Genomic DNA, 9,697 nt, shown 5'->3' on the forward strand with positions numbered 1-9,697 from the left:
CCCCCAACCCCCTCCCCCGTAGCAGCAAAGCTTCCCGAAGGGTAGTTTGGTGGGAAGAGAATCTCCCCACCAACTTCTCTCCGCCAGCGAGGAGGGGGCTATGATGTACCTCATATGATTAGAAAACGCTATATATAGGAATTCAGTTTGATTTCATCAACCTGAAAAAGACCGATTTCTGCCATCATCAGCACAGCATGACTAGCACCTTTACGGGAAGCAGCACCTGCTATTATTACACTTGAGGGGAGCAAACACTCTACGCATCTTTCTGTGTTTGACACTTTTGCGGCTACAGCTACCAGCTATTGCGACATCAAGTCCTGAAAATAGAAGGATGGTGAGGAAGAGGGAGTTGAGGAGCGGAGGAGTGGAGGGGTGGAGGAGCGGAGAATGCAATCGCGCTGTTTGATTTCGATAGGGACGCGATATGCCCTTGGCATTAAGCTCCGCTTATCGCGGTTATTTTGTGGGGAATTGCGTTAGCGAAGCTCAACGAAGTTATCGCGTTTGGTTTTTTGGGATGTGCGATATGCCCTTGGCATTAAGCTCCGCTTATCGCGTTTGGTTTTTGGGTGTGCGATCGCGTGATGACGTAGATTACATATTTTGCGATCGAATCTAAAATATTGGACAACATATCCACATCCGCGTATACGCAAAGCAGCTTGTCCGATACATCGCAGTTCGGATTCTTTAGAGTATGCGATCGCTGTAACACCAAACGTGGATTGCCCCAAGTGTAGAAAATCAGCTATTATTACATCGATGTAATATAAAAAGTCGATGTCTTGTGATGTAGAATACACCAACGAGTTCAAAAACTGGTTTGATACCCTAAGCGAAGACCAGCAAGATGACATAATTAGCATTGTTCAAATACTCGAAGAAAAAGGAACCCAATTACCTTTCCCTTATTCATCTGGCATTAACGCTTCCAAACACTCTCACATGAGAGAATTACGCATCCAAAGTGGCGGTAGTCCGCTTCGAGTTTTTTATGCTTTCGACCCCAGAAGATTCGCTATCCTATTGATAGGAGGTGATAAAACTGGGGATAAGCGATTTTATGAAAAATATATTCCTATTGCCGACCGACTGTATGAAGAGTATCTTAAGGAAATTAAAGAAGAAGGTTTAATATGACAGGACACCATTCATTTTCCAACTTAAAAAAAGATTTAAGCCCCACCAGAATTGCGAAAATTACTACGAAAACAGCGCAATTAAAACAAGAAATGGCATTAAACGAGTTGCGACAAGCTTTAAAAATATCCCAAGCAGAATTAGCAGAAAAATTGCAAGTAAAACAACCAGCAATTTCGCGTTTGGAAAAACGCACAGATATGTACGTTAGCCACTTACGTCAAGTCATCCAAGCAATGGGTGGGGAATTAGAAATTGTAGCCCGTTTTAACAATGGCGAAGTGAAAATCAATAATTTTAGCGAGTTTAATCATACTGACATTCAATCAAAAATTTGAATCGATCGAGTCGATATTGCCAGAAGTTGGGTTTTTAGCAAAATTATCTTGTGTTAGCGAAATTGCTCTCAAAAAACCCGACATCTCCCTTGAGCCAAATATCCAAATCACGATGGAACAACCAAAACTTACCCGCAAACCTTGTCCTTTGCGTTCATCACCCCCCAACACAAAAATCCCCAGGGGAGTCGGTACTTGATGAAAAGTCATAGCAATCCGCATCGGAATCAAAGCAATTAATTACAATTAATAAACTTACTCTGAGCCAAAAGAGAAACCGACGCTTGGGGAAATTAGACTTCATGGTATGACTTCGATTTTTCTGGGGCTAGAAGTCGGGTTTTTATCAAGATTCTCCGATGTCACCGATATTTATCGTCAAAAACCCGACTTAAGAGGGAAAACATCAACAATTCGAGCGATAAACCTGCCGTAATTGCTCCACCGTATCTACGGATTCCATAGCATCCAACACCGCAGACAACACATCCACATCCCCAATTTTCGGTTGGCTCCGGTAACAAATTAGTTCCCGCATTCCCAAACTTCAATTTTAAACCTAAAGCAATACCCTGAATTAACCCTTGCTCAATACCTTGCTCAATACCTTGCTCAATACCTTGCTCAATACCTTGCTCAATACCTTGCTTGAGACCTTCCTCGATACCTATTCTTTCAAAGCTAGTTACATAACGCATTCGTCTTTCCTCCTCAATTTGTTCTACTTCCCGTCGGAACTCCCGCTCTAACTCCAATGGTAGCGTCAACATCCAGTCAATAAAAGCAAGCAAATTAATTACTTCTTCCCGTTCAAAACCCTTTTCGTACAAACCACGAACTAAAGCCAGTTTTTGCCGTTTGCGTTGAGCGCGATTATTGCTCGTTTCCAATGCAACTAAATGAGCCATCACAATAATCGCGAAGAGATTACTACTCGCTTCCAATTCTGCTTGTCGTCCTCGATAATCAATCAATTTCACAATCGGAAATTGAAAATCCAACCGACAACCAAACAAATTGTAACCAAACTGCTTAGGTCGCCAATTTGTATTCGTATCTCCCAAAACTGCAATTGAAGCCACCGAGCGGTTATAACAATCGAAAATGCGGTAATTGTAAACATACATACGTCGGGAAAACTCATCTTCTTCCTGTCCCTGTACCTCGATGTGTATCAACACCCAGGATTCAGTTCCATCCAACAGATAAATTTTTACCAACTTATCAACAAGCCTTTTTCCTAACTCCGCATCCCGAATTACTTGCTGTAACTCCTTATCCAGAAATACAGGCTCTTTTCTCCAATCAATTTGTGCGTGGAATTGGGGAAAAAAGAATAACATGAAGTCTGGGAAATACAGTTGTAAAATCTCTTTCCAAGGCGAATCATATTCAGTTTGGGGATTGGTCATAGATGGTGATGGTAAATATTCTCTACGGGAAATATTATCCCAGATGCAGGAAAATCTTAATTAACCCAAACGCTGATTCTTTTCTAGTCTCAGTCCTTAATAGTGCAATCAGGTCAAATCTCAAAAGGATTTAATAACTTTAAACCTTCAATCCATTGAAAATCTGGCGCTGCTGAATTTGGGCATGAATTATATTTGTGTACATTTTGTATTAAAACCATAATCTTTGTAGAGACGGGGCGTATTGCTACGTCTCTACACAACGTAAAATTTTCAATTCATATTTGTATTCAGTAATGCCGAAAATCTTTAATATTTCTTAATACTACGCGACATAAATTAATTCTTGCTCTACATTTTCTAGAACCTGTGGTTTGAGACTTTTCCAATTTACCAAATCGACACGAGTTCCCAACTGTTCCTCCAAATAAAATTTCAAGTCCATGTAGCGGTCAAAAGTTAGTGGAGGCTCTAAATCAACCAAAATATCGACATCACTGTCTGGTTTCGCTTCATCTCTTGCCACAGAACCAAATAATGCCAAAGAACGAACACCAAAACAACTCAAATTTATTTTTAGATTTCTCAGAATGGTAATTACATTATAAAGGGAAGGTTGAAAACCCTGTGACTTTAGTCCAGGGATGAAAACTGCATAAAGGCTTTTAAGCCTCAGTCATTTATGGTACGATTTTATTAACAGGAACGGTAACCAACCTGTATAAAAACCCAACTGCCTAACGGCAATCTGTACCTTGACAACTGAAGATATGGGGTTCTATTCCATAGTTTTAGTTCCTTCCCAGGAATAGGTAAAATCTTCATGGGGACTAGACGTTCAGAATTTAAATCAAACAAATTTTTGGAATAATCCAACTACCGAGGGGCACTCGGAAAGTAACGCTTGGGGAGAGAACCACCTCTTGGTTAGATACCGCAAGGGGTCTAGTCTAAGTGGACTCATTGAATCAAGAATCTCCGTGTCTTTAGACCGGAGAGTGTCAACTCGTTGCATATTATAATTAACCAAAAATTACCCATACAATTATACTGCGATCGCGGTTTGGGATTTGGTGGGATGTGCGTTAGCGTACGCGAAGCGTTGCCGCAGGCTAGCTATCCGCAGGAATCGCGTTTGATGATGTGGATTTTTTGGTAGTGCGATCGCTCAAATTATTCGCTTGCTGGTTGATAAACTTGCTGTAATTGTTCGACTGTATCGACTTCGGCGATCGCTTCAATCTCCGGTAACAAATTATTCCCCGACTACCCAAACTTCAACCGTAATCCCAAAGGAATACCCTTTATTAAACCTTGTTTAGTGCCCTGCTCGATACCCTGTTTGTGACCTTCCAAATGTAACCGACAATCAAACGGTTTCCAGAAGTCGGATTTTGAGCAAAATTATCTTGTATATAGAGATATTATCTGTAGTACGATAAAGATATATAAATCTAGCCAATTATGGCTAAAACGTTTTTGTCCAAAATCACAAAATATGGCTACAACATAACGGTACAGAATATGAAGTGACGGAAGACCTTGTAAATATGGGTGTCCCTAAGCAAGATATCGTTATTGGCTTTCAATCTCCCTTTAAAAGGCAGTTTACTGAATATGCCGTGACCTAGTTCCCTATAGCCCACTTGTGCGGCTACAGCTACCAGCGATCGCGACATCAAATATTCAAAATAGAAGGACTGACCCAAATATCCAAATCCCGACGAGACAGCCAAAACTTGCCAGCAAACCTTGTCCGATTATAATCACCCCCCAACACAAAAATCCCCTGGGGAGTTGGAGCTTGACGAAAAGTCACAGCAATCCGCACCGGAATAAAGCTAATCAACAGTAAAGCCGCGATAACCAACCATACCCGATTAAACTTCAAAAACCTTACCCTCATCGCAGCAAACCACAGCAAGACAAAGTAATTGTAATCTAAACTTGGCGCTCAAACCGACAACTGTACGAAAACCCATACAGATTCGAGCCAGCTTTAAAAGAATACGAACAGTTGTTATTTGCACGCGAGTATCAACCAGATTCCCGACTTCTAGCTAAAAATTTAAATAGATAAGCAAATTACCCCTCATAAGTCGGGGATCTAAAATCAATCAATCCAAACGCAGATTTAAACCAGCCCCACTCATCCCACTCACAACCCCAAAATCCCTCACCACCACACCCCAACAACCAAAAACCACCGTCGCAATAACCCTTACTCACCTCATCCATGGGGATTTGTAATGATTCTAAACCACATCACAAACTAATTTCTTAAAACTAGACACAGAAACTATAGTTGTTTGTATTAAAGTTTGAGCTTCAGTAAAATCTAAATCGCCAGTAATCAAGAAATCCGCATTGCTCTCAATGGCACAGTCTAAAAATTTAGCATCTTTTTGGTCTTTGGGAAAATCAATCTCCAATCCAGAACTAATTAAAACCGTAGCATTATCTAAAAACTCATACCAACCATTAAGTTGCTCTTGAGTTAACTTAAACTTTTTTCTACTTAAAACTTCCTTGTATTCCCGCAGAATTTCTGCTGATACCACCCATTCAATTTCTGAATTACTAACAATAAAAAGAATCACAAACTCAGGATTTCCGCCAGATAACGCCGCAGAAACTAAAACATTCGTATCAATAATTACTTTCATTCTCCCCGACGATAACCCTCAATTTCTGCGACTATTTCCTCATCAGTTAATGGATTATCTTGGTGTAAGGCTTGGGTTTCTTTGAATAACTGCTGTAATTTTGATGCTAAAGATTCTGTCTTTTTGTCTTCAGCTAAAATAATAACTTCAACTCTTTGTCCAGGTTTAAAAGGTAAACCTGACAAAACTATATGATTCGGGTCTTCTATAGTGAGATATCTTTTATAAGCATTCATAAAATTACCCTTAACTTTTAGGCTTAATTATATCATCAATATTTATATAGGAATTCGGTTTGATTTCATAAACCTGAAAAAGACCGATTTCTGCCATCATCAGCACAGCACGACTAGCACCTTGAAAGGGGGTTAGAGGGGATCGAATATGAACAAGTATTATTTGCATCCAATAAAATAGCATTAGTTGGGCAAAAGAAAGCACATAGATAAACAAGCGGGCGATAATATTAATCTTCTGCGCTGTCAATTGGTTTGATCCCCCTAAATCCCCCTTAGAAAGGGGGACTTTGAGCGATTGGCTGATTCCCCACTTTCCAAGGGGAACTTTGAGCGATCCCCCCTAACCCCCCTTGGAAAGGGGGGTTAGGGGGGATCGATTAGTGATTAAGATCTGTGTAGGGTGAATTAAACATGACTAAATTCAACGAGGGTGATTTTTATCTTCCCTATAATCCTGATTTAATCACCAGAGCAAAAGAACTTCGTAAAAACATGACTAGCGCGGAGAAAAAGCTTTGGTATGGATATTTGAAAAACTTCAAATTTAGGGTTTTGAGGCAAAGACCAATCGATAATTTTATCGTTGATTTTTACTGCCGTCATTTGAAGTTAGTAATTGAAATTGATGGGGAGTGTCAATTTACTGATGTCGCAAGAAAGTATGACCAAGAGAGAACTCAAAGGTTAGAAGGTTACGGTTTAAGGGTTATTAGATTTACAAACCAGCAGGTTTTGAATGATTTTGAGGCGGTTTGCGAGCGTTTGAATAGTTTGATCCCCTCTGACCCCCCTTGGAAAGGGGGGAATTTTTGAGGTGCGATCGCTTGGTGATGTGGATATTTGTAGTGCGATATGCCCTTGGCATTAAGCTGCGCTTATCGCGTTTGGTTTGATGGGAAGTGCGATATGCCCTTGGCATTAAGCTTTGCTTATCGCAATTTCCGAAAATTAATCCACACATTGAGTTAATAAAGTTCAAGGCAATCAAGTATTGGATTATGCATTAACTCTTCAATTGCTTCTATTCCTGTTCGGAGAATGTACTCGACCTGACTAGTTGGTACATTTCCACAACGTAGCCATATTATCTTGGGGGGAGAACCATAAAGGCGACTACGTTCAGCATAATCCGCATCTTGAGTCACAATACAAAATTCTTGATTTTTCGCAAACTCCCAAATTTCACTATCACTTGCTTCTGTGAGTCCATGAAACTGAACATGACTAGCATTCGGGAAAATATCAGCTAGCCTTTTAACTAATTTCCGGCTCAAATTTTGGTCGAATAGTATTTTCAAACGTCACCAGAAACAGCAATCAGAAGGTGTTCTCGATCCGCAGCAAATTCCAAACAGGCTTTTATATCTTGTTGTGTTAACTCAGGGAAATCATCTAAAATCTCCTCATGAGACATTCCAGAAGCTAGCCAGCCCAAAACATCGTAAACAGTGATTCGCATACGTCGAATACAAGGCTTACCACCGCGCTTGTCCGGCTCAATTGTAATGATATTACGGTAACTCATAGTTATGATATTAGCCTATAATCTTTTTAAAGTTTAGCTGAGTATCCGCCAAATCCACAGGAACTTCCACCATTGCTTCAGGGAAAGCTTTTTTAATAGTTTCCTCAAGTCTAACAGCTCGTTCTTCGGTAACTCTTCCCGTATTTATCAGATTGCGAGTTGCACCATTCAAAATTTCTTGCGACCAAAATGGTAGATACAATCCTGCTTCTGCTGCCAGCAACAAAGTATCACGAAGATACATCGGAAACAGCACGCAAGAATCTAACAAAACATGAAAATTACTCATCTCAATACTAGAGTCAGCTATTCATAAAATCCCATATCTTGACTTTCTTGAGTTAGTTCATTTAAAAGACAACGACGTTCGGTATCTCGAACTTCTTTGTAGTTCTTTACATGGAGAAACTTCACCCGTCGGTGAGAGCCAACCTTTATGTGTGGAATCTCCCCTTGTTCGAGCAACTTGACAAAATAAGGTCGAGAGACATTGAGAAAATCTGCTGCTTCCTGGGTGCGTATGTAAGTTGAATTTGAGGCTTTCCTATCTTGCACCTGAAAAATCTTATGTAATAAAATAAACTAAATAATTTGACTATCACCCACGCCCCTCTCCAAGGCATCGGAGAGGGGAGGGGGTGAGCTTTTAGTTTATTGGACTCAACTTAAATTTGCTATCTTACTGCGGTTGATTTGTTCAATTTACTCATAAAGTCTAAAATATACATCAAGCCAAGTACATCTTAACAAGAGTACTCCTAACTTATTATTTATTATTTATTATTTCTTACTTATTACTTATTATTTATTACTTATTACTTCTAATTATCCTCAATTTCCTCAACAACTTCTTTCCTATCCGTCAGTGGCTTGACAACTTTCGCTATAGCTTCGGAAATAAAAGCTTTCACAAACTCATCTCGACGATTTAATTGAAACTGTCTTTGTACAACTTCTGTCATTCCCCCATCACCCCAATCTTGATCGTGACGGAAATATTCTATAAAGCTTTTACCGGCAATTCTGGTTAAATAAGCTGCCGTTACCCCTTGAATTGCTCTACCAATTACGAACGTAGCAATGTTTAACTGTAGCGCTGTAGAAACTAATTGTAAAGCACCTTTAACTATACCCAAGCTCGCAAGGGTTTTCGCTAAAGAAAGTGCTAATTCTCGTCCCCTTTCCATATTCAATTCACAACCGTAAATCCGCCCAATTTCTACTACCATTTGAGCATTTACGGCAGCAGTTGCCAGCAAATCCACGATTGGTAAAGGTGTTACCGAAACAACTCCCGCACCAATCCATTGAAAACGATCTACAATTTTGTTTGCTTGACGACGACGTTGAGCATCAATCAATTTTTTAGCTTCTTCTCCCAAACGAATTGACTGTAGCAAAATATTATCCGCTACTAAATCTTCACCTTCTGCCCGTAAAATTGCTGCCATCCGCCGTAATAATGGGACAATCTCCGGCTCTGAACGAAAAATATCGCCATTTTCCAACTCTACCTCTTGCGGATTAGCGGCGATCGCCACAACATCGTTTGTAGAAATAAAGCCCCGTACTCGCTGACGTAGTTTTGCTAAAATAGCTTGGGTGTCCTCTTCAGCATACAAATCAGTTTTGTTGAGTACCAACAAGGAACGTTTACCAATTTCTGCTAATGCTTTTAAAGGTTCGTATTCGGAGCGTCTTAAATCGTTATCGACTACAAATAATAATAAATCGGCAGAAGTCGCTAATTCTCTAGCTAACTGTTCCCTTTCAGTTCCCGCAACTCCCGCTTCCAAAATACCCGGTGTATCGGTAATCAAAATTCTACGCTCCATCCCCTTGAGACGTAAACAATAAGTTTCTCCTGCGGTAGTAGTTCCCATAGGAGCATTTACCTTACCTACCATCCTTCCCATCACCGCATTCACTAAAGAAGTTTTACCAGCACTTCCTGTACCGAACACCACCACTTGAATTTCACCGCGTGATAAATTTGCTTCAATTTCGCGGGATTTACTGAGTAAAGCTTGGCGAGTAACTTCATCTTGAATTTGCGAAACCTGTTGACGCACTGCGGATAAAGTCGATGAAGCTGCATCAGTTTTGGCTTCAGGAACCTTAATAGGAGGACGGTTACGATTGCTACGTCGCTGTTCCCCAGATTGGATTTTTAAAACATAATATACAAAAGCTGCAATCAAAGCTGCAACTAAAATAACTAGTAGAAACAGCAGCAAATTACCCAACAATGGGGAATAAGACAGTTGCCAGTAAAGTCGAGATAGAGAATCTATCAGCCACAGGCTAAGCCCTAGGATGACGATTAAACCGATAATTAAGGTAATTAAGCGCGATAAAGGCATGATGGAAG

The 9,697-nt window shown here is 40.2% G+C and carries 17 protein-coding genes and 2 pseudogenes; 5 read left to right on the plus strand and 14 right to left on the minus strand.

The window, feature by feature from the left end; translation table 11 throughout:
• Positions 1-128 precede the first annotated feature (128 nt).
• On the minus strand, positions 129-284 hold the full coding sequence (locus IQ247_RS29775; RefSeq protein ID WP_193925526.1) for a hypothetical protein: 156 nt from the start codon (positions 282-284) through the stop codon (positions 129-131).
• Between the two features lie 146 nt (positions 285-430).
• On the opposite strand from IQ247_RS29775, the gene IQ247_RS29780 reads away from it, so the two are divergent.
• From IQ247_RS29780 to IQ247_RS29790, 3 genes are all read left to right on the plus strand, one after another.
• Positions 431-625 carry a hypothetical protein gene (locus IQ247_RS29780; protein WP_193925528.1) on the plus strand — a complete coding sequence of 65 codons (195 nt, stop codon included), beginning with the start codon at positions 431-433 and terminating at the stop codon, positions 623-625.
• Between the two features lie 161 nt (positions 626-786).
• Positions 787-1,146 (plus strand): type II toxin-antitoxin system RelE/ParE family toxin, encoded by a 360-nt coding sequence (locus IQ247_RS29785; RefSeq protein WP_193925530.1) that lies wholly within the window; start codon positions 787-789, stop codon positions 1,144-1,146.
• Entirely contained in the window at positions 1,143-1,484 is a 342-nt protein-coding gene (locus IQ247_RS29790; RefSeq protein ID WP_193925531.1) for an XRE family transcriptional regulator, read from the plus strand. Before IQ247_RS29785 ends, IQ247_RS29790 begins: the two co-directional genes overlap by 4 nt.
• Here the strand turns inward: IQ247_RS29790 and IQ247_RS29795 are convergent.
• The 4 genes from IQ247_RS29795 to IQ247_RS29810 form a co-directional block, all read right to left on the minus strand.
• Entirely contained in the window at positions 1,473-1,694 is a 222-nt protein-coding gene (locus IQ247_RS29795) for a hypothetical protein (protein WP_193925532.1), read from the minus strand. The genes IQ247_RS29790 and IQ247_RS29795 overlap by 12 nt on opposite strands.
• Positions 1,695-1,846: 152 nt before the next feature.
• The gene (locus IQ247_RS29800; protein ID WP_228060171.1) at positions 1,847-2,896 is read right to left on the minus strand and encodes an RpnC/YadD family protein; all 1,050 of its coding nucleotides are present in this window, start codon (positions 2,894-2,896) and stop codon (positions 1,847-1,849) included.
• Positions 2,897-3,221: 325 nt separating this feature from the next.
• Entirely contained in the window at positions 3,222-3,464 is a 243-nt protein-coding gene (locus tag IQ247_RS29805; RefSeq protein ID WP_228060172.1) for a nucleotidyltransferase family protein, read from the minus strand.
• A 544-nt stretch (positions 3,465-4,008) separates the two neighbouring features.
• Positions 4,009-4,170, minus strand: a complete 162-nt coding sequence (locus IQ247_RS29810; protein ID WP_193925533.1) for a hypothetical protein — start codon at positions 4,168-4,170, stop codon at positions 4,009-4,011.
• Between the two features lie 219 nt (positions 4,171-4,389).
• On the opposite strand from IQ247_RS29810, the pseudogene IQ247_RS29815 reads away from it, so the two are divergent.
• A pseudogene (locus IQ247_RS29815) lies at positions 4,390-4,527 on the plus strand (element excision factor XisI family protein); the annotation flags it as partial.
• Between the two features lie 47 nt (positions 4,528-4,574).
• On the opposite strand, the gene IQ247_RS29820 reads toward IQ247_RS29815, so the two are convergent.
• The 4 genes from IQ247_RS29820 to IQ247_RS29835 all read right to left on the minus strand — a co-directional run bounded on the left by IQ247_RS29820 (position 4,575) and on the right by IQ247_RS29835 (position 6,048).
• Positions 4,575-4,787 carry a hypothetical protein gene (locus IQ247_RS29820; protein ID WP_193925534.1) on the minus strand — a complete coding sequence of 71 codons (213 nt, stop codon included), beginning with the start codon at positions 4,785-4,787 and terminating at the stop codon, positions 4,575-4,577.
• A 364-nt stretch (positions 4,788-5,151) separates the two neighbouring features.
• Positions 5,152-5,562, minus strand: coding sequence for a putative toxin-antitoxin system toxin component, PIN family (locus IQ247_RS29825; protein WP_193925535.1), 411 nt, complete (start codon positions 5,560-5,562; stop codon positions 5,152-5,154).
• Positions 5,559-5,798, minus strand: a complete 240-nt coding sequence (locus IQ247_RS29830) for a hypothetical protein (RefSeq protein ID WP_193925537.1) — start codon at positions 5,796-5,798, stop codon at positions 5,559-5,561. Before IQ247_RS29830 ends, IQ247_RS29825 begins: the two co-directional genes overlap by 4 nt.
• A 10-nt stretch (positions 5,799-5,808) precedes the next feature.
• Positions 5,809-6,048, minus strand: coding sequence for a hypothetical protein (locus tag IQ247_RS29835; RefSeq protein WP_193925539.1), 240 nt, complete (start codon positions 6,046-6,048; stop codon positions 5,809-5,811).
• Positions 6,049-6,212: 164 nt separating this feature from the next.
• Here IQ247_RS29835 and IQ247_RS29840 point away from each other — a divergent pair, with 164 nt between their 5' ends.
• Complete coding sequence (locus IQ247_RS29840) at positions 6,213-6,614, plus strand: endonuclease domain-containing protein (protein ID WP_193925541.1); 402 nt, start codon at positions 6,213-6,215, stop codon at positions 6,612-6,614.
• Between the two features lie 152 nt (positions 6,615-6,766).
• On the opposite strand, the gene IQ247_RS29845 is transcribed toward IQ247_RS29840, so the two are convergent.
• The 5 genes and pseudogenes from IQ247_RS29845 to IQ247_RS29865 all read right to left on the minus strand — a co-directional run.
• Positions 6,767-7,099 (minus strand): DUF5615 family PIN-like protein, encoded by a 333-nt coding sequence (locus tag IQ247_RS29845; protein WP_193925543.1) that lies wholly within the window; start codon positions 7,097-7,099, stop codon positions 6,767-6,769.
• Positions 7,096-7,326 (minus strand): DUF433 domain-containing protein, encoded by a 231-nt coding sequence (locus IQ247_RS29850; RefSeq protein ID WP_193925545.1) that lies wholly within the window; start codon positions 7,324-7,326, stop codon positions 7,096-7,098. The genes IQ247_RS29845 and IQ247_RS29850 overlap by 4 nt, the downstream gene beginning before the upstream one ends.
• Positions 7,327-7,336: 10 nt before the next feature.
• Entirely contained in the window at positions 7,337-7,615 is a 279-nt protein-coding gene (locus tag IQ247_RS29855; RefSeq protein ID WP_193925547.1) for a hypothetical protein, read from the minus strand.
• 17 nt (positions 7,616-7,632) lie between these two features.
• Positions 7,633-7,881, minus strand: coding sequence for a helix-turn-helix domain-containing protein (locus tag IQ247_RS29860; protein ID WP_322745605.1), 249 nt, complete (start codon positions 7,879-7,881; stop codon positions 7,633-7,635).
• Positions 7,882-8,174: 293 nt separating this feature from the next.
• Positions 8,175-9,689, minus strand: a pseudogene (locus IQ247_RS29865) (YcjF family protein); the annotation flags it as partial.
• Positions 9,690-9,697: the final 8 nt, after the last annotated feature.

The sequence above is a fragment of the Plectonema cf. radiosum LEGE 06105 genome, from assembly GCF_015207665.1.
GTDB classification, from domain to species: domain Bacteria; phylum Cyanobacteriota; class Cyanobacteriia; order Cyanobacteriales; family Nostocaceae; genus Rivularia; species Rivularia radiosa_A.

Excerpts from the sequence above, each read along its gene's own strand:
- IQ247_RS29800 (WP_228060171.1), bottom strand. The coding sequence starts at position 2,896 with ATGACCAATCCCCAAACTGAATATGATTCGCCTTGGAAAGAGATTTTA.
- IQ247_RS29780 (WP_193925528.1), top strand. The coding sequence starts at position 431 with ATGCCCTTGGCATTAAGCTCCGCTTATCGCGGTTATTTTGTGGGGAAT.
- IQ247_RS29790 (WP_193925531.1), top strand. The coding sequence starts at position 1,143 with ATGACAGGACACCATTCATTTTCCAACTTAAAAAAAGATTTAAGCCCC.
- IQ247_RS29785 (WP_193925530.1), top strand. The coding sequence starts at position 787 with ATGTCTTGTGATGTAGAATACACCAACGAGTTCAAAAACTGGTTTGAT.
- IQ247_RS29825 (WP_193925535.1), bottom strand. The coding sequence starts at position 5,562 with ATGAAAGTAATTATTGATACGAATGTTTTAGTTTCTGCGGCGTTATCT.
- IQ247_RS29855 (WP_193925547.1), bottom strand. The coding sequence starts at position 7,615 with ATGAGTAATTTTCATGTTTTGTTAGATTCTTGCGTGCTGTTTCCGATG.
- IQ247_RS29830 (WP_193925537.1), bottom strand. The coding sequence starts at position 5,798 with ATGAATGCTTATAAAAGATATCTCACTATAGAAGACCCGAATCATATA.
- IQ247_RS29795 (WP_193925532.1), bottom strand. The coding sequence starts at position 1,694 with ATGACTTTTCATCAAGTACCGACTCCCCTGGGGATTTTTGTGTTGGGG.
- IQ247_RS29850 (WP_193925545.1), bottom strand. The coding sequence starts at position 7,326 with ATGAGTTACCGTAATATCATTACAATTGAGCCGGACAAGCGCGGTGGT.
- IQ247_RS29840 (WP_193925541.1), top strand. The coding sequence starts at position 6,213 with ATGACTAAATTCAACGAGGGTGATTTTTATCTTCCCTATAATCCTGAT.